General features: G+C 39.0%; 18 protein-coding genes. 14 read left to right on the plus strand and 4 right to left on the minus strand.

All coding sequences use genetic code 11. The features are described from left to right. Nucleotides 1-4: 4 nt before the first annotated feature. The 8 genes from QN089_RS07130 to QN089_RS07165 all read left to right on the plus strand — a co-directional run bounded on the left by QN089_RS07130 (nt 5) and on the right by QN089_RS07165 (nt 7,897). Nucleotides 5-1,438, plus strand: coding sequence for a LutB/LldF family L-lactate oxidation iron-sulfur protein (locus QN089_RS07130; RefSeq protein WP_285216336.1), 1,434 nt, complete (start codon nt 5-7; stop codon nt 1,436-1,438). Continuing rightward, nucleotides 1,439-2,158 (plus strand): LutC/YkgG family protein, encoded by a 720-nt coding sequence (locus QN089_RS07135; protein WP_068453560.1) that lies wholly within the window; start codon nt 1,439-1,441, stop codon nt 2,156-2,158. 235 nt (nt 2,159-2,393) lie between these two features. Then, a complete protein-coding gene (locus tag QN089_RS07140) occupies nt 2,394-2,672 on the plus strand; it encodes a CD3324 family protein (protein WP_068453558.1) in 279 nt (92 codons plus the stop codon). Nucleotides 2,673-2,737: 65 nt separating this feature from the next. After that, nucleotides 2,738-3,373, plus strand: a complete 636-nt coding sequence (locus tag QN089_RS07145; RefSeq protein ID WP_068453556.1) for a FusB/FusC family EF-G-binding protein — start codon at nt 2,738-2,740, stop codon at nt 3,371-3,373. A gap of 69 nt (nt 3,374-3,442) precedes the next feature. Continuing rightward, entirely contained in the window at nt 3,443-3,982 is a 540-nt protein-coding gene (locus QN089_RS07150; protein ID WP_285216337.1) for a hypothetical protein, read from the plus strand. A gap of 141 nt (nt 3,983-4,123) precedes the next feature. Beyond that, on the plus strand, nt 4,124-4,516 hold the full coding sequence (locus QN089_RS07155; RefSeq protein ID WP_285216338.1) for a thiol-disulfide oxidoreductase DCC family protein: 393 nt from the start codon (nt 4,124-4,126) through the stop codon (nt 4,514-4,516). A gap of 144 nt (nt 4,517-4,660) precedes the next feature. Then, the gene (gene acnA / locus QN089_RS07160) at nt 4,661-7,366 is read left to right on the plus strand and encodes an aconitate hydratase AcnA (RefSeq protein WP_068453551.1); all 2,706 of its coding nucleotides are present in this window, start codon (nt 4,661-4,663) and stop codon (nt 7,364-7,366) included. Between the two features lie 102 nt (nt 7,367-7,468). Continuing rightward, nucleotides 7,469-7,897, plus strand: a complete 429-nt coding sequence (locus QN089_RS07165) for an acyl-CoA thioesterase (RefSeq protein WP_087680676.1) — start codon at nt 7,469-7,471, stop codon at nt 7,895-7,897. Nucleotides 7,898-8,226: 329 nt separating this feature from the next. Here QN089_RS07165 and QN089_RS07170 read toward each other — a convergent pair whose 3' ends face one another. Continuing rightward, nucleotides 8,227-8,517 carry a HesB/YadR/YfhF family protein gene (locus QN089_RS07170; RefSeq protein WP_068453547.1) on the minus strand — a complete coding sequence of 97 codons (291 nt, stop codon included), beginning with the start codon at nt 8,515-8,517 and terminating at the stop codon, nt 8,227-8,229. A gap of 23 nt (nt 8,518-8,540) precedes the next feature. Next, the gene (gene plsY / locus QN089_RS07175) at nt 8,541-9,143 is read right to left on the minus strand and encodes a glycerol-3-phosphate 1-O-acyltransferase PlsY (protein ID WP_068453545.1); all 603 of its coding nucleotides are present in this window, start codon (nt 9,141-9,143) and stop codon (nt 8,541-8,543) included. A gap of 353 nt (nt 9,144-9,496) precedes the next feature. Here plsY and parE point away from each other — a divergent pair, with 353 nt between their 5' ends. The 6 genes from parE to QN089_RS07205 all read left to right on the plus strand — a co-directional run bounded on the left by parE (nt 9,497) and on the right by QN089_RS07205 (nt 16,699). Beyond that, nucleotides 9,497-11,476 (plus strand): DNA topoisomerase IV subunit B, encoded by a 1,980-nt coding sequence (parE, locus tag QN089_RS07180; RefSeq protein ID WP_068453543.1) that lies wholly within the window; start codon nt 9,497-9,499, stop codon nt 11,474-11,476. After that, a complete protein-coding gene (parC, locus tag QN089_RS07185) occupies nt 11,477-13,912 on the plus strand; it encodes a DNA topoisomerase IV subunit A (RefSeq protein ID WP_285216339.1) in 2,436 nt (811 codons plus the stop codon). A gap of 112 nt (nt 13,913-14,024) precedes the next feature. Further along, nucleotides 14,025-14,615, plus strand: a complete 591-nt coding sequence (locus tag QN089_RS07190; RefSeq protein WP_285216340.1) for a hypothetical protein — start codon at nt 14,025-14,027, stop codon at nt 14,613-14,615. Between the two features lie 157 nt (nt 14,616-14,772). Beyond that, a complete protein-coding gene (locus QN089_RS07195; protein ID WP_285216341.1) occupies nt 14,773-15,636 on the plus strand; it encodes an aldo/keto reductase in 864 nt (287 codons plus the stop codon). A gap of 250 nt (nt 15,637-15,886) precedes the next feature. Continuing rightward, nucleotides 15,887-16,225: a VOC family protein gene (locus QN089_RS07200; RefSeq protein WP_350310912.1), complete on the plus strand. Its 339-nt coding sequence runs from the start codon at nt 15,887-15,889 to the stop codon at nt 16,223-16,225. 3 nt (nt 16,226-16,228) lie between these two features. Then, the gene (locus QN089_RS07205) at nt 16,229-16,699 is read left to right on the plus strand and encodes a GNAT family N-acetyltransferase (RefSeq protein ID WP_285216342.1); all 471 of its coding nucleotides are present in this window, start codon (nt 16,229-16,231) and stop codon (nt 16,697-16,699) included. A gap of 229 nt (nt 16,700-16,928) precedes the next feature. Here QN089_RS07205 and QN089_RS07210 read toward each other — a convergent pair whose 3' ends face one another. Both QN089_RS07210 and QN089_RS07215 read right to left on the minus strand, forming a co-directional pair. Next, a complete protein-coding gene (locus QN089_RS07210; protein ID WP_285216343.1) occupies nt 16,929-18,113 on the minus strand; it encodes an MFS transporter in 1,185 nt (394 codons plus the stop codon). A 194-nt stretch (nt 18,114-18,307) separates the two neighbouring features. Next, complete coding sequence (locus QN089_RS07215) at nt 18,308-18,508, minus strand: hypothetical protein (protein WP_068453528.1); 201 nt, start codon at nt 18,506-18,508, stop codon at nt 18,308-18,310. Nucleotides 18,509-18,544: the final 36 nt, after the last annotated feature.

The raw sequence follows: 18,544 nt of genomic DNA on the forward strand, positions 1-18,544 counted from the left end.
TTTCATGGCGATTAAATATAATGATAACGCATTCAAAGATAATGTGAATACAAATTTAGAACGTGACTTCATGCGCGGTGCAGTTACATCGGCACAAAACCGTCTACATGGTGGACGTTTAAAAGCAGTAGACGAGCTAGGCGATTGGGAAGAGTGGCGTAAACATGGCGAAGAAATACGTCAACACGTTCTCGATAATCTTGACTACTACTTATATGAACTCTCTGAAAATGTTGAAAAAGCAGGAGGTCATGTCTTCTTTGCACAAACACCAGAAGAAGCGAATGCTTACATCCAATCGGTTGTTCAAAAACAACAAGCAACACGCGTTTTAAAATCAAAGTCGATGGTAACAGAAGAGATTAGCTTAAATGAAGCGTTAGAAGAAATCGGATGTACCGTACTCGAAACAGATTTAGGGGAATATATCTTACAATTAGACGATCACGACAAGCCATCTCATATTGTCGCGCCATCTGTTCATAAAAATCGTTTCCAAATCAAAGAAGTATTCGTTAAAAAGCTCGGTTATCCAGAAGACGGTTCAGCTGATGCCAAAGATTTAGCGCGATTTGTACGTACGATTTTACGTGATGATTATATGCAAGCAGAAGTCGGTATTACAGGCTGTAACTTTGCGATTGCTGATTCTGGTTCTATCTCACTCGTTACAAATGAAGGGAATGCGGGACTTGTGACAACCATTCCAAAAACGCAAATTGCTGTGATGGGTATGGAGCGTATTGTACCGAGTTTAGAGGAGATGGAAGTACTCGTTAATATGCTGACACGTAGCGCAGTAGGACAAAAATTAACATCCTATGTGAATGTTATTACAGGTCCAAAACGTACAGAAGATGTTGATGGTCCAGAAGAATTCCATTTAGTCATTTTAGATAATGGGCGTTCAGATATTTTAGCTGGCGAATTCAAGTCGGTTTTACAATGTATTCGCTGTGCAGCATGTGTTAATGTTTGTCCTGTGTATCGCCATATTGGAGGGCACTCGTATAACTCGATTTATTCAGGTCCTATTGGAGCTGTGTTAACGCCACTTCTTGCGGGATATGATGACTTCAAAGAGCTACCATATGCCTCATCTCTATGCGGTGCATGTACAGATGCTTGTCCTGTTAAAATTCCACTACATGAATTATTACTAAAACATCGTCAAGTCATCGTCGAAAAAGAAGGACGCGCACCTGTTTCAGAAGGTCTTATGATGAAAGGCTTTAGTGTCGGTGCTTCAAATAGCACATTATTTAATGTAGGTACGAAAATCGCAGCAGCAGTGATGAAACCACTATCAAAAGATCAAATGATTTCAAAAGGTGTCGGTCCACTGAAAGATTGGACGGATATTCGAGATTTCCCTGTTGTGGAACGTGAAAAGTTACGTGATTGGTTTGACAAGCGCGAAAAGAAAGGCGGAAAATAAATGATTCAAAATCGTGAGAAATTTTTAGAGAAGATTGCTACATCCTTAAACCGACCTTTTTCGCCTACACAAAAGCCTGTGCGTAATTGGCAACATAAGCCAGAAGAAAAAAAACTATCGCATTTATCCATTGATGAGCTGATGCCGGCATTTGTGGAACAATGTGGTCGTTTAAATAATACAAATGTTGTAGAAGTGTCATCAGGTGACGTGAAGAAGGCAGTCGATGAAGCGGTTAAACAACATGGCGGCGAATCCGTTGCTCTATGGAATGATGAACGCTTCCAAAAGCTCGGTTTAGACGAATTATATGAAAAACAGTGGGTAGAAGAAGGATTACGCGTACATGTATGGGATTCAGGTCTTAGTCGTACAGAAAACTTCGAGCGCACGAACGATTCGAATATTGGGATTGTGTTCGCTGAATATGCACTTGCTGAATCAGGAACGGTTGTTTTATATTCAGCAGAAGGACAGGGGAAGGCAGTTGGGTTATTACCGAACGCTTTCATTGCGATTGTTAAAAAGAGTACACTTCGTCCTCGTATCACACAGGCTGTACAAGAAATGGAACGTGAATTCGTGGAAGCGGGCAAAACATTACCTGCAGCTGTTGATTTCGTATCAGGTCCAAGTAACTCAGCTGATATCGAAATGGACTTAGTCGTAGGTGTACATGGTCCGATTTACGCAACTTATATTGTCGTATCAGATCAGTAAAAATTAAAAAATCTCTCTATTTATAATGGAGGGATTTTTCTTTTTGCGTTACGATAATAAAGACGAAAAGGAGGTGCTTGTTAGATGATTTCTTCATCGATTATTTCAAAAACTCATGCAAAGCCTTTCTTAAAAGTGCGATTCTTTGCATGGGGTGAATAATTCCACATCGCAAGCTTTGTGTTTTTAATGAATGGTTTTGCCCTTAGAGATGACAATATAAGGAGCAAAAAGCATGAGTTATCAAAACGCAAAAGAAATTTTACCAGAGAAATTAATGAAAGAAATTCAACAATATGTACAAGGGCAAACACTCTATATTCCGAGAAAAGATGAGCCGAAGCGCTGGGGAGAAAAGAGTGGTAGCCGAAAAGCGTTATATGAACGAAATGAAGCTATTTGTAAAGCGTATGCGCAAGGTGCCACAAAGGAACAATTGGCGCAACAGTACTATCTATCGGTTGAAACGATTCGAAAAATTATTTATCAAAAAGGGAAAAAATCATTCAAATGATTTTACCCACTCGTCATTAGGTCGGTTACGTTTTATACTTTGACTATAGAAATGAGGGAGTCAAAATGGAACCATTTATTCGACATGATCAAGTGATCTTCATTGAAAAACAGATGAAACAGATTATAGACGGTCAGCAAAAACATTTACCGAAAAGTGTAATGCGTGCATTGACGGAAGAAGCCCACTTTAAAATTGAAGCACAATTTATACAATTAACAGAAGAACAGCGCCAACTAATTGATTTTACACGTTATGAAAATAACGAGATGTACCTCGAACAAATCAAAGCGTGTGAACTTGATTTTCCGGTTGTGACACTTGCTGAACTAAAAAAATTACTACCGAAGTATAAGAAGTTAAAAGTGCCAGAAGAATTAGCTGCGAATACAAAGCGTAGTTATTTAGGTTTTGATGATGTACGTTCACATCAAAAAGTTATTGTGGCAGAAATAGCGGGTGAACTATGTGCGATTGCAGGACATTTTATCGATAAGCATCAAAAGAATATTTGTGCGTTTTGTGGATGTACGAATGAGGTGGTCTATTTCACAGCGAAGACGCACGCACGCGATCCGAAAAACCCCGACTATTATAAAACGATTAGTCATTTAATCTGTAAAGATAGTGAAGTATGTAATGCACATCTAACAGATTTGACGAAATTGCATGATTATATGGAAGAAGTTTTAAAAAAATAAGCCACTTTTAATTTCCAAACGGTGTATAATATAGTGTGATTCGTAAGTTAATGGAGGATGTAATAGAAGATGTTGAAAATTACTTTTGGCAAAACACGCTATAATGCGGATAAGTTAATATTAAATGAAGCGGATAATATACTTGAGCTTGGAAATGGTTATCGCATGAAAAATTTAGCTCCGAATGTTAAATTGGCTGACTTTTTAGATTATATTAACCACCAATACATGCTAGGTGATAATATTATCAATGCAGAAATTTGGTTTTTACGTAATGGTGGTAGTGAAACACAACCGAATTATATGGTGGAAAAAATCGTAGCAGATGACCAAGAAGAGGAAGAAGCCTTTCGTCGTAGCATTTTAGTTGATGGCGATGGCATGCATCACTATGGGTTTAAAATCATTCATGTTCATGGAGATACGATTTTATTTGAAACACCGCGCGCCTTAATTCAAGTCTATGTACAAGGACAACTGATTCCATTTACAGCGACAGCATTAGAAGAGAGTTTAGCAGCTTTTGAAAAGATTACACTGCATACGATTGCTACATGCGTAAATCATTCAACAGCAAACATATCGAGCGAGACATTCTTGCGCTCATAATACTTAAAATAGAAGAAAATGAAATCTCAGCGATGAGGTTTCTTTTTTATATGGATAAAAATTGACAACAGCATATAAAGAATTCCATAATAAGAATAGTGAGGCAAATCTGTCTCCAACCAGAAAAGAGGCTTTGATATAATGAATCAACCCATTCTTTTTTACGACGGAACCTGTGGTTTTTGTCAGTGGTCGGTACAGCTCGTTTTAGAACATGAAAAACTACCTACCTTTTATTTTGCTTCCTTGCAAAGCAATTTCGCTAAAAAACATTTGCCAGAAGCGCTGACAAAAGATTTAAATTCAGTGGTTGTTTTAGACAATCAACGCATTTTTACACAATCAGATGCTGTGATTAAAGTAGCGTCAACACTTTCTTTTCCTTATTCTTTGGCGAAAATAGGGCAATTTATACCGAAAAGTGTCCGCGATACACTTTATCAACTTGTTGCACAAAATAGACAAAAATTATCACCAGTAAGCAAAAAATGTCGAATCCTAACAAAAGAGGAACGAATGCGCTTTATCGAATGATAAGGTCATAACTTTTGCTTATCATAAAGTATAATTTTAATGTTATTTACTTATGTGCAGGCATCTTATATCATTGGTGTTGGAGAAAAGTGGCTCATGAAAAAGCCTTTTTATATTAGTTAAATTAGAGGGGGAACCGAACAAATGGCAAACACTAACTTGCATAACAGTCGCTCTTCATTCGAAGTAAACGGCAAGACTTACAACTTCTACCGTTTAGGTGCAATTGAAGAAGCTGGCGTAGCAAACATCAAACGCCTTCCTTATTCAATCAGAATTTTATTAGAATCAGTTTTACGTCAATATGACGGATACGTAATCAAAGAAGATCACGTAGATAACTTAGCAAAATGGGGTAAAGGATCAGATGCAAACGCTGAAGTACCTTTCAAACCATCTCGCGTAGTATTACAAGATTTCACTGGTGTACCAGTAGTAGTTGACTTAACTTCTCTACGTACAGCAATGAACGACATGGGTGGCGACGGTAACGAAATCAACCCAGCAATCCCAGTTGACCTTGTAATTGACCACTCAGTACAAGTAGACAAATACGGTAATGCTCAAGCATTACAAGCGAACATGGATCTAGAATTCGAACGTAACGCAGAACGTTACAACTTCCTAAAATGGGCTCAAACTGCATACGATAACTTCCGTGCTGTACCACCAGCAACAGGTATCGTACACCAAGTTAACTTAGAGTACTTAGCACCAGTTGTACACGTGAACAAGAACGAAGACGGTTCATTCGAAGCATTCCCAGATTCAGTAGTAGGTACTGACTCTCATACTACAATGATCAACGGTATCGGCGTACTTGGATGGGGCGTTGGTGGTATCGAAGCAGAAGCAGGTATGCTTGGACAACCTTCTTACTTCCCAATTCCTGAAGTTATCGGTGTAAAACTTACTGGTACACTTCCATCAGGTACAACAGCTACAGACTTAGCGCTTAAAGTAACGCAAGAGTTACGTAAAAAAGGCGTTGTTGGTAAATTCGTTGAGTTCTTCGGACCTGGCGTACCAGCACTTCCATTAGCTGACCGTGCTACAATTTCAAACATGGCTCCTGAATACGGTGCTACTTGTGGTTTCTTCGCAATTGATGAAGAATCTCTTAACTACATGCGCTTAACAGGCCGTGAAGAAGAGCACATTTCAGTAGTTGAAGCTTACTTAAAAGCGAACGATATGTTCTTCGATGCAAACTTAGAGCCAGATTACACTGACGTAGTGGAAATCGATCTTGCACAAATTGAACCAAACCTTTCTGGTCCAAAACGTCCACAAGATTTAATTCCATTAACTGAAATGAAATCTCGTTACCATGAAGCAGTAGTTGCTCCATCTGGCGTACAAGGCTTCGGTTTAACTGAAGATGAGTTCTCTAAAACAGCAACAGCTAAATTTGCTGAAGGCGATGTAGAAATTCCAGCAGGCGCTGTAGGAATCGCTGCAATCACTTCATGTACAAATACATCTAACCCATACGTTTTAATCGCTGCAGGTCTTGTTGCGAAAAAAGCGGTTGAAAAAGGCTTAACTGTTCCTAAATGGGTTAAAACTTCTTTAGCACCAGGTTCAAAAGTTGTAACTGGTTACTTAGAAGATTCAGGTTTACAATCATACCTTGACCAAATCGGTTTCAACACTGTAGGTTACGGTTGTACAACATGTATCGGTAACTCAGGTCCTTTACTTCCAGAAATCGAAGAAGCGATCCAATCAAACGATTTATTCGTAACTTCTGTACTTTCTGGTAACCGTAACTTCGAAGGCCGTGTTCACCCACTTGTAAAAGCGAACTACTTAGCATCACCACCACTTGTTGTTGCTTACGCATTAGCAGGTACTGTAGATGTTGACCTTCGTAAAGATTCATTCGGTAAAGATAAAGATGGCAACGACGTATTCTTCGATGACATCTGGCCATCAACTGATGAAATCAACGATGTATTATCTAAAGTTGTTACACGTGAATTATTCCAAAAAGAATATGAAACTGTATTCAATGCAAATGAAACTTGGAATGCAATTGAAACTTCTACATCAACTCTTTACACATTTGATGAGAAATCAACTTACATCCAAAACCCACCATTCTTCCAAAACTTATCAGCTTCTCCAGAGGATATCTCTGCTCTTGAAGGTTTACGCGTTTTAGCTAAGTTTGGTGACTCAATCACAACTGACCACATTTCACCAGCAGGTGCAATTGGTAAAGAAACACCAGCAGGTCAATACTTACGTGCAAACGGTGTAGAACCTCGTAACTTCAACTCTTACGGTTCTCGTCGTGGTAACCACGAAGTAATGATGCGTGGTACATTCGCTAACATCCGTATCCGTAACCAAATCGCTCCAGGTACAGAAGGTGGTTTCACTACTTACTGGCCAACAGGTGAAGTTGAGTACATTTACGATGCAGCAATGAAATACGCTGAAAACAACACTGGCTTAGTAGTATTAGCTGGTAAAGACTACGGTATGGGTTCTTCACGTGACTGGGCAGCTAAAGGTACAAACCTTTTAGGTGTTAAAACAGTTATCGCTGAATCATACGAACGTATTCACCGTTCTAACCTAGTTATGATGGGTGTTCTTCCGCTTCAATTCGCTCCAGGCGAATCAGCTGAAACACTTGGCTTAACTGGTGAAGAAATCTTCTCAGTAAATATCGCTGAAGGTGTAAAACCAAAAGATATGTTAACTGTAACTGCTACTGCAGCTGACGGTACTGTGAAAGAATTCCAAGCTCTAGCTCGCTTCGATTCAGAAGTTGAAGTAGATTACTACCGTAACGGTGGTATCCTACAAATGGTATTACGTAACAAACTTGCAAAATAATGTTGCGTAACCGAGAAAAGACCTACCTTAACGGGTAGGTCTTTTTTTATGCCGACAACGTAACCATTTTTTTGATATACTATTACATGAGGTGAAGAAAGCATGTATATAAGTGAAAAAGAGATTGAAATTCGTTACGCAGAAACGGATCAAATGGGTGTTGTCTACCACGCAAACTATGTCATCTGGCTAGAGATGGGCAGAACACAGCTAATTAAGGACCTAGGCTTCTCTGTAACAGAGTTAGAGGACGCAGGCTATGTTTCACCTGTTATGAACGTAAACATTTCCTACAAGGCTGCACTGCGCTATGGTAAGCCTGCTAAAATTCGCACATGGGTAAAAACACAGGACCGTTTACGTACAGTCTACGGTTACGAGATACTCCATGAAGACGGAACAGTTGCTGCAACAGCAACAACAGAACATATCATTGTTAAAAAAGACTCTTTCCGCCCAATTTCTATGATGAAAATTGACCCAGTATGGTACGAACGCTACTTAGAAATCGCAGAAGAAAAACCAGAATGAACGCATTCTGGTTTTTTTATATGAAGTAGTAGGGTGAGTGACCCGTTTTCGCCCTCGAATGTCCCGAATCAAGCTGAGAGTGACCCAAACACTTCATCGAATGTCCCAAAATGCGGGTCGAATGTTCGAATTCACACTATCCTAGTCAATTGAAGTCCTTTTGATTACTCAAAAGCCTTGAAGAAAGTACAAAAAGGGAGCAACTTAGGTTGTTCGGGCGAGTGACCCGTTTTCGCCCTCGAATGTCCCGTTTGGACGAGTGAATGTCCCGAACCAAGTAGCGAATGTCCCAATCCCAAACAAAAAAGAATGGGTATGCACCCATTCTTCTAGTCAACATATTCGTATAATAGTTCGTCTAAGTCATTGTCGACTTTTACTTTAAAATCATGTCCGTCAAAGAACCAGAGATCATCTGTTTCGATGAAGAAGCGGTAACCGCCTTGTTCAGTGACAACAGCAGCGTCAATCGGTGTATCTGTATTCATGCCGATGGAATAACCTTCATGGAAGGGATTTGAGCCACCATAGCGAGCAAAGAAGCGAATATGTGCGCCTGGCTCTAAGTCCATCTCTTTTTGAAACCACTTGATTGCTTCATCTGTAATCAAAATTTCCATATACATGCACACTCCTTTTGATTTTAAATCCACGTTACTTTAGGTTCTGTACCCTCTTTGATACGTTTTATGTTTGCGCGATGACGATAAATAACGAATGTTGCAAGAGCTGTGACAACAGCGAATAGTAAATATTCTTGGTCGAGTACAGCATACGTTAATCCATAAATGAATGCAACGACTGCGGCGAACATCGAAGCAAGACTCACCATTTTAAATGCTTTTAAACAAAGTAAGAAAGCAATTAATAAAATAACGAAGATGGGCCAGTGATAACCAAGTAGCACACCCGCAGATGTTGCGACAGCTTTACCTCCGCGGAATTTCGCGAAGATTGGGAACATATGACCGACAACAGCGATGACACCAGCTACAAGCGGATGAACATGACTGTTTGAAAGAATCGCAAACGTGGGTAATAACGTAGCGAGCGTTCCTTTTAAGATATCCATGACTGTGACAACAGCACCGGCTTTTTTACCGAGTACGCGAAATGTGTTTGTAGCACCTAGATTCCCACTACCATGTTGTCGAATGTCCGTTTTATAGAACAGTTGACCAATCCATAGACCAGATGGGATGGAGCCAATTAAATAGGCTAGAATAATGACGATTGCGGTATTCATATCTGAATGCTCCTTCTTTTTCTCTTAGTTACAGGTACTAATATATTGTCATAATATTTTATCATGCTTACGCTTTTGGAACAATAAGACAATGTAGGTGTTTTCAGTTTATGCTGAAATCGTTTATTTCGCAATAAAAATACAGTAACTGTTTGCCACAAAGCAAAATTTACTCTTATAATAAGAAGGCTATGTAAAAAAACGTTGAACAGTAGCTAGCTATATTTGTAAATTCAATGATTTAGTGTATAATCAAGCCTGATATATAGCCTGTATGCTGTTGACAGAAACGCTAAGTTCATACTAGACTTAAATAAAGCGAAACAGATGTTCGTGTTAGGAGAGGATTTTTTTTGACGAAAAATAATACACTATCGTCTTATAATGAAGATGATATTCAAGTACTTGAAGGTCTTGAAGCAGTAAGAAAAAGACCAGGGATGTACATAGGGTCGACGGATAGTAGAGGTTTACATCATCTCGTTTACGAAATCGTCGATAACGCAGTTGATGAAGCGCTAGCAGGCTTCGGTAACCACATTATCGTCACACTACATGAAGATCAATCCATCAGCGTACGCGACTTCGGTCGAGGTATGCCTACAGGTATGCACAAAACAGGGAAGCCTACACCAGAGGTTATCTTTACTGTACTTCATGCAGGTGGTAAATTCGGTCAAGGTGGCTACAAAACTTCAGGAGGACTACATGGTGTAGGTTCATCCGTTGTAAACGCGCTGTCGTCGTTTTTAGAAGTAACAATTTACCGAGAAGGTACTAAGTATCAAATGCGTTTTGAAAACGGTGGAACGCCTGTCACGACGCTAGAACAGCTAGGCAAAACGAAAGAGACAGGAACACTGGTTCATTTTAAGCCGGATCCAACGATTTTCTCCGTTACAAAATATAATTTCGATACATTAGCAGAACGATTACGTGAATCGGCTTTCTTATTAAAAGGGTTAAAAATCGAATTAATTGATGAAAATACAGAAAAACATGAAGTGTATCATTATGAGAACGGGATTGAAGCATTCGTAGCCTATTTAAATGATGAAAAAGATGTGCTACACCCAGTCAAATATGTAGAAGGTACACAAGACCAAATTGAAGTGGAGTTTGCGTTCCAATACAATGACGGTTATTCAGAAACCATTCTATCTTTCGTAAATAATGTGCGTACACGTGATGGTGGTACACACGAAACAGGTGCGAAAGCTGCTTTAACGCGCGCTTTTAACGAATATGCACGTAAAGTAGGCTTATTAAAAGAAAAAGATAAGAACCTAGAAGGCTCGGATATTCGTGAAGGACTAGCTGCGATTGTTTCCGTTCGAATCCCAGAAGGCTTACTACAGTTTGAAGGACAAACAAAAGGAAAACTAGGTACAAGCGAAGCGCGTAGTGCAGTTGATCAAGTCGTCTCGACACAATTAATGTACATGCTAGAAGAAAATGCAGAGCTTAGTACATCGCTTGTGCGTAAAGCGATTCGCGCACAACAAGTACGTGAAGCAGCACGTAAGGCGAGAGAAGATGCACGTAATGGCAAAAAGAATAAAAAGCAATCGACCCTATTATCAGGTAAGTTAACGCCAGCACAATCAAAAAATGCGGCGAAAAATGAACTGTATTTAGTCGAAGGAGATTCAGCGGGTGGCTCAGCAAAACAAGGGCGCGACCGCTCATTCCAAGCGATTTTGCCACTTCGCGGTAAAGTCATTAATACTGAAAAAGCAAAATTACAAGACATTATGAAGAACGAAGAAATTGCGACGATCATTCATGCAGTTGGTGCGGGTGTTGGTGCAGACTTTAATGTAGAAGATGCAGCGTATGATAAAGTCATCATTATGACCGATGCCGATACAGATGGTGCGCACATCCAAGTATTATTATTAACATTCTTCTTCCGTTACATGCGACCACTTGTGGAAGCAGGGAAGGTCTATATCGCTCTACCACCGCTTTATAAAGTATCTAAAGGTACAGGACGTAAAGAAGTCATTGAATATGCATGGACAGAACGTGAATTAAATCAAGCAATTCAAAAAGTCGGAAAAGGCTATGTTTTACAACGCTATAAAGGTCTTGGTGAGATGAATGCTGACCAGTTATGGGATACGACGATGAATCCTGAAACACGTACATTAATTCGTGTGAAAATTAACGATTTAGAACGTGCAGAGCGCGGTGTTGCGACGTTAATGGGCGATAAAGTAGAGCCACGTCGTAATTGGATTGAAACACATGTTGACTTCGGATTAGAAGAAGATGACAACATTTTAGAAAGTGAATTTATCGAGAAAAATGAAGAGCAGGGGGATCTGTAAATGACAGAGAAAGAGCAATTTCAAGATCTGCCTTTAGAAGAGGTTATTGGTGACCGATTTGGTCGTTATAGTAAATATATTATTCAAGATCGTGCATTACCAGATGCTCGTGACGGATTGAAGCCTGTACAACGTCGTATTTTATATGCGATGTTTATGGATCATAACACGCATGATAAGCCATTCCGTAAATCTGCTAAAACAGTAGGGAATGTAATTGCAAATTATCACCCACATGGCGATATTTCAGTGTATGAAGCGATGGTTCGTCTATCACAAGATTGGAAATCACGTCATCCACTCGTTGAGATGCACGGGAATAACGGTTCGTTAGACGGGGACTCACCTGCTGCGATGCGTTATACAGAAGCACGTTTATCAAGTATTGCAGGTGAAATGTTACGCGATCTTCAAAAAGAGACGGTTGATTTCATTCCAAACTTTGATGACCAAGATATGGAGCCAACTGTATTACCTGCGCGCTTCCCAAACTTATTAGTGAACGGTTCGACAGGGATTTCGGCAGGTTATGCGACAGATATTCCACCGCATGCACTGCATGAAGTGATCGATGCAGTACTCATGCGATTGAAAAATCAAAATGCCACAGTAGATGAACTAATGAAAGTTATTTCAGGTCCTGACTTCCCAACAGGTGGGATTATTCAAGGTGTGGCAGGGATTAAAAAAGCGTATGAAACAGGTCGCGGTAAAATTGTTGTACGCGCCAAAACACGCATTGAAACATTAAAAGGTTCAAAAGAGCAAATTGTCGTTGATGAAATTCCATACGACGTAAATAAAGCCAATCTTGTGAAAAAAATAGATGAGTTACGTGTCGATAAGCGCTTAGAAGGTATTGCAGAAGTACGTGATGAATCGGATCGTCAAGGTTTGCGAATCGTTATCGAGATGCGTCGTGACATTCCAGCAGAACCGATTTTACAATATCTTTTTAAAAATACGGATTTACAAGTAGCCTATAACTTTAACATGATTGCGATTCATGACCGTCGTCCAACGATGATGACATTACCGATGATGTTAGATGCGTATATCAAGCACCAAAAAGAGATTATTACGAAACGTAGCCAATTTGATTTACGAAAAGCACATGCGCGTCTACATATTGTAGAAGGTCTGATGAAGGCACTATCGATTTTAGACGAAGTTATTCAAGCGATTCGTGCATCAAAAGATAAAAAAGATGCAAAAAACAATTTAGAGACGAAATTCGACTTTACAGAAGTACAAGCAGAAGCAATTGTATCGCTGCAACTGTATCGTTTAACGAATACCGATATTACGGAATTACGTGAAGAAGAAGCGACATTGAATGCGACCATTGCGGAATTAGAAGGCATTTTACAAGATGAAAAAACACTTGTGGCTGTCTTGAAAAAAGAATTACTTGATATTCGTAAACGTTTTAAAGAAGATCGTCGTTCACTTATTCAAGAAGAAATTGCAGAGATTAAACTGAACATGGATGTATTAATTCCATCAGAAGATGTCATCGTTTCGGTGACGAAAGATGGCTATGTGAAGCGTACGAGTCTACGTTCATATAAATCTTCAAACGGCGAAGGTTTTGCAATGAAGGAATCGGATGAAATTGTCTTTAAACAACAATTGAATACGCAACAACATGTGCTTCTTTTCACAAACAAAGGACATTATATTTTCCAACCGATTCACGAGTTACCAGATATTCGTTGGAAAGACTTAGGGCAACATATTTCAAGCTTGGTCAATGTGACAGATGCAGAAGAACGCATTATCCGAGTAGTGGGTGTCGAAGATTTCGAAGCACCATTATATGTTGTGACGGTTTCAAAATATGGTCAAATTAAGCGAACACTTTTAAAAGAGTACTTTGTCACACGTTATAATAAGCCATTCAAAGCAGTAAATCTGAAAAAAGATGATGAATTACAATTTGCAGATGTCGTAGCAGAGGACCAAGATGTCATCTTAACAACGTATATGAGTTTTGCTGTACGCTTCCCACTAGAGGAAGTGCCACCAACAAGTGTACGAACAGCAGGTATTAAAGCAATTAATCTAAAAGACGATGATTATATTGCCGCAACAACGATTGTATCGCCAGAAGATGCAGGCGATGTTCTCATCATTACAACACGCGGTTCAGTGAAGAAGATGTCGATTAAGGAATACGAACCGACAGGACGTGCAAAACGCGGTCTTCAAACACTACGAGAACTAAAAACAAATCCACATCGTATTGAAGCCGTGCTACGTGTCGCACGTGGTACAACGGTAGAAATTGCGACGGAAAAAGAGATTGTCGAAGTCATCTCAACCGATCAATATCGCCATGCGGATCGTCTATCAAACGGTTCACCCGCAGTGAATACCGCAACAGACGGTGCGATTGTACGCATTACAGTACAACCACCTGAAGAAACAGAATAGAAATCAAAAGGAACCGTAGAATAAATTACGGTTCCTTTTTTGTCGATTATGTGAAGAAGTATGTCGTTCATTTAAAAGCGTAGTATACTGAACAAATAGAGGAGTGGAGTTTATGAATAGAATAGAGCAAGCGATGCAAGCGAAAAAGAAAAAGCAATTTGATGAGGCATTACAGTATTATCAACTCCATCAGCGAGAACAGGGCATTAGTGCAGGGCTATTACATTCGATTGCGAAAATTTATTATTTAAAAGGTGACGGAGAGATTGCACTTCGTTTTCATTTGGCAGCGACACACTTAACGCTACATATGGATCAAATCTTATTACAAAATGAAGATGAACAAGCGCTACAAGCATTAAAACGTTTACCAAGTGAAGTTCGTAAAACATTGCCACATGATGTTGCAGGTATGCTTTATGTACATCTAAATGCAATCAATCATATCGCACATAGTTTACTAGATCGTCCTGCTACATGGCAGGAGAAGCCAGAGCTACAGCCGATTGCCAAGTTATATGCTGCGCATGTATTAGGCGATGGTTCAGAGCATGCACTATATGAACAATACAATCAAACACCTGAAAGTATGCAACAAGTCGAACAGAAGTATTACTTGCCTGCTGGCTTCCAATATGCCTTCCAACAAATTAAGTGGCAGTCACTTGGAAATACAGATGTGAGAGCGTTATATTTCACATAAATAAAGATTTTTTGTAAAAGTCATTATATTTTCAGAAAATAAAGACTTATCGTATAATAAGCTATGGGTATTACCTTCAAATTTGTTTATTTTTAGTTGTATCGTATTCATTATTCGTTATGCTTTTCAAAATGACGACCAAAAAGGAGATTGAACGATGTTTAACGAAAAGTACAAATTATTAAATGGTGTACACATGCCAAAAGTGGGTTTGGGTACATGGCTTATTAAAAACGATGCGGTCACACCAATCGTTGCAGACGCATTAGAGGTGGGGTATCGACATATTGATACAGCACCAGCATATATGAACGAAGGTGGTGTGGCAGAAGCAATCCATGCAAGTGGTATTTCGCGAGAAGAACTATTTATCGCCACAAAAGTGGGAGCAGAGTCGAAAAAATATGACGGTGTTGTCCGTTCGATTGACCGCTCGCTGAAAAAGATGAATCTCGATTATATCGATTTACTACTGATTCATAGCCCACAACCATGGAAAGAGTTCCGCGAAGAAAATCGCTATTTTGAAGAAAATAAAGAAGTATGGCGTGCGATGGAAGATGCTTATAAAGAAGGAAAAGTGAAAGCGATTGGCTTATGTAACTTCCTGCAAGATGATATTGAAAACTTGCTAGAGAGTTGTGAAATTAAGCCGATGGTCAATCAAATTTTAGCGCATATTTCCAATACACCATTCGAATTAATCGAGTTTTGTCAAAAACACGATATTCTGGTGGAGGCATATTCGCCAATAGGACATGGGGAAGTGTTACAACACCCTCGTCTTCAAGCGATGGCAGAACATTACGGTGTATCTGTAGCACAGCTTTGCTTACGCTATGATTTACAACTAGGTCTATCGGTTATTCCAAAATCAACTGATCGTACACATATGGAAGAAAATACAGCACTTGATTTTGAAATCAATGAAGCAGATATGGAAGCTTTAAAACAAGTCGAAAAAATCGAAAGCTACGGAAAAGATAGTATCTATCCTGTTTTCGGTGGCAAAATTAAATAAAGTAAAAGTGAGGATGGGACAGAATATCTCATTTTCCTTTTTTAGAGTTCACAACGAAAAACTGGAACCGCACAATAGCGCGATTCCAGTTTTTCTTATGCTCATGTAGGATGGTGTTTTTACACTTATGTCCCATCCCCTTTTCTCTTTACATCCCACTTAAACATCCGTATAATTCCATAAAATGAATAGAAAGGAATGATGATGTTGAATTGTACATTACGCTATATTATTTTATACGTCTCTGATTTTGACCAAGCCTATACGTTTTACAAAGATGCAATTATCCGTTAAGATGCAGCAAGGTACATATGTGGAGTTTGATACAGGACAGACGACATTCGCGATCAATACACGAGACGCTGTAAGAGAAGAAATCGGCTTAATCGTTCCATACAAAACGGAAAAAACAGCAACATTTGAAGTTGCATTTACAGTGGAAGAGGTTGCACAGACAATCGATATCTTGCGTGCAAAAGGCGCACAGATTATAAAAGAACCTGTAACAAAACCATGGGGACAAACAGTTGCCTATATAGCAGACCCAGACGGACATTATATTGAAATTTGTAGTGAAGTAGGGGCGTAAACAATGTATAGTATTCGAAATATGACAGAACAAGATGTTTTAGCTGTGCAACAAGTGGCGACGGAGACATGGCACACAACCTATGAGGGCATCATTCCACGTTCTATTCAAGATGCTTTTTTACAACAAGCCTATGAAGAATCTCGCTTATTACAACGTTTACAACATGGCTTTTTTTATGTAGTTGAAACAGAAGGAACAGTAGAAGGCTTTGCCCATTTCTCACCTGTAGTAAATGGTATGGTTACGCTATATGCAATTTACATTCATCCGGCGCTACAAGGAAAAGGAGTTGGCACAGCTTTTTTACAAAAGCTTCATGAAGATGTAGAAACAATCGAGGTAGAAGTAGAGCAAGATAATCAAATTGGCATACGTTTTTACGAAGCGAAGGGTTTTCAAGTACGTGAAATATATGAAGAAGACTTTGATGGTCACTTACTGAAAACAGTGAAAATGTATAAGGTTGTGTAAGATGATGCGATATGGACTTATTTTGATGATTGGTTTTTCGTTGACTTTTTTATTGCAAGATTCATTTTTTACACAATCCCATGTCATAGTTAATCTTTTTTTGAGAACACTATTTGCTTGCTTTTTCTTATGTATGATTTGGTTAGTACAAAATATAGGCTTTTCAAATAAACAATCTAAATAATTTAAAAAGAGCTTCAGCGGAAATACGCTGAAGCTCTCTTACATATTATGCATTTTTTCGCATGATTCGTAAAAAATAAATGGTAGGTAAGATGAGTAGTGCAGATGCGAATAGTCCACCTTCAATGGACGTATAAAGTGCGATAAGTCCAACAAGTGGTCCACCTGCTACTTGACCAAAAGCATCAACTTGTCCATAGAAGGAAAGTGTTGTCGCGCGCCCTTTTGATTCTACTTGTTTATTCATCATAATATTCATGAGAGGGTGGTTCACATTTCGTAGTGAAGCAACACATAAATAAAGTACGACAGCTACTATAAAATGTGTTGTAAAAGCGAAATAAATCATGAATAGTATGAGCACAGTATTCAACCACATGAGTAGACGCGCAAAATGCGAAGTAGCTATTTGCTCCATCCACTTGAGTAAACCAATATTGAGCAAGAATGTGAGCGCATAGAACAAGCCGAACCAATAGACGGTGTAATGCTCATTCAATTGGAAGTTTTCAATGAAGTGAGCGCCCCATAAACGATCAAATCCTTCACTAGCGAGACCCATAAATAATGTAATGCTTGCTAAAGAGAGAAGCGTTCGGTCAGATCGAATCACATTCCAACTCGATTGTAGTGCTATTTTCATGTGATGTAGGTGTGATTGCTTTCCTTGTGTGATGGGTACAAACTTTGTTTCAGGAATCCAAAAAATAGAGAACAAAGCGATGAGTAATAATGCAGCACCAGCGAATAGGATGGCGATTTGTACTGTAAATAGACTACCAATCGCTACGCTTGTTAGAATACCGATAAAACTACCAATCGAACTAAATTTTGCGCCATTTAAAAGTGTGTGATCCAGCTGTTCTGGTGTGATTTCATCTGCAATCCATGCAGTTTCAGCACCGCTAATAAATGTCCAACCCATTCCCCATAATGCAGCCGCAATCGCAATCGCTGTAAAAGAGGGGATGCTTCCTTCTAAAAGATGTGCACAGCCAATGATGATTGTCCCGATAATAATCGATTTTTTACGACCAAACAAATCAGCGACTAATCCCGTAGGAATCTCACACAGTAAAACGGCTAATTCCATAATTGTCCCGATTAAAACAAGCTCTAATGGATTCAGTTGTGCATCTGAAACGTAGTAAATGATATTTAAAGTGAAAACAATTTGTAAACAAAATGCGCGTGAACTTGTAAAAGCATAATAAATAGATGGTGTTGTCATGTGTAACCTCCGAATGAAATTCATTTCAATACGGAGAATACGTCATTCCTTAAATGTGCATACCCTCCGTTTTAGGTGATGTAATGCAAGTAATGACTGTCATATTCATTCGCTCCTTTTTCATAGATTGCTTCGATTATAACATAATTTGTAAAATAAAAAACTTCCACATCATCTGTAGAAGTTTTTCATAATTAAAAAGAAATATTCATTTGATTGAGTAATTGTTGCATGATTTCAGCGCTACCATCTTGGAACATAAAAATTGAAAAAGCAATCATACAGACACCTGTTAAAGAAGCAAACCACTTCTTTGAAGGCATCCATTGTTTTCGAAAAGCCGTAATCAGTAATACAATACCCATCAATAAAATCAGAAAATACCAAAAACCCATATGTTCTCACTCCTTTCTATTTTAATTAAGAACGAA

The sequence above is a fragment of the Kurthia sp. YJT4 genome, from assembly GCF_030219945.1.
In the GTDB taxonomy this organism is placed as follows: Bacteria; Bacillota; Bacilli; order Bacillales_A; family Planococcaceae; genus Kurthia; species Kurthia gibsonii.

Bases quoted from the DNA above. Each gene is read 5' to 3' on its own strand.
- QN089_RS07130 (WP_285216336.1), top strand. From the start codon at position 5: ATGGCGATTAAATATAATGATAACGCATTCAAAGATAATGTGAATACA.
- QN089_RS07135 (WP_068453560.1), top strand. From the start codon at position 1,439: ATGATTCAAAATCGTGAGAAATTTTTAGAGAAGATTGCTACATCCTTA.
- QN089_RS07140 (WP_068453558.1), top strand. From the start codon at position 2,394: ATGAGTTATCAAAACGCAAAAGAAATTTTACCAGAGAAATTAATGAAA.
- QN089_RS07145 (WP_068453556.1), top strand. From the start codon at position 2,738: ATGGAACCATTTATTCGACATGATCAAGTGATCTTCATTGAAAAACAG.
- QN089_RS07150 (WP_285216337.1), top strand. From the start codon at position 3,443: ATGTTGAAAATTACTTTTGGCAAAACACGCTATAATGCGGATAAGTTA.
- QN089_RS07155 (WP_285216338.1), top strand. From the start codon at position 4,124: ATGAATCAACCCATTCTTTTTTACGACGGAACCTGTGGTTTTTGTCAG.
- acnA (WP_068453551.1), top strand. From the start codon at position 4,661: ATGGCAAACACTAACTTGCATAACAGTCGCTCTTCATTCGAAGTAAAC.
- QN089_RS07165 (WP_087680676.1), top strand. From the start codon at position 7,469: ATGTATATAAGTGAAAAAGAGATTGAAATTCGTTACGCAGAAACGGAT.
- QN089_RS07170 (WP_068453547.1), bottom strand. From the start codon at position 8,517: ATGGAAATTTTGATTACAGATGAAGCAATCAAGTGGTTTCAAAAAGAG.
- plsY (WP_068453545.1), bottom strand. From the start codon at position 9,143: ATGAATACCGCAATCGTCATTATTCTAGCCTATTTAATTGGCTCCATC.
- parC (WP_285216339.1), top strand. From the start codon at position 11,477: ATGACAGAGAAAGAGCAATTTCAAGATCTGCCTTTAGAAGAGGTTATT.
- QN089_RS07190 (WP_285216340.1), top strand. From the start codon at position 14,025: ATGAATAGAATAGAGCAAGCGATGCAAGCGAAAAAGAAAAAGCAATTT.
- QN089_RS07195 (WP_285216341.1), top strand. From the start codon at position 14,773: ATGTTTAACGAAAAGTACAAATTATTAAATGGTGTACACATGCCAAAA.
- QN089_RS07205 (WP_285216342.1), top strand. From the start codon at position 16,229: ATGTATAGTATTCGAAATATGACAGAACAAGATGTTTTAGCTGTGCAA.
- QN089_RS07210 (WP_285216343.1), bottom strand. From the start codon at position 18,113: ATGACAACACCATCTATTTATTATGCTTTTACAAGTTCACGCGCATTT.
- QN089_RS07215 (WP_068453528.1), bottom strand. From the start codon at position 18,508: ATGGGTTTTTGGTATTTTCTGATTTTATTGATGGGTATTGTATTACTG.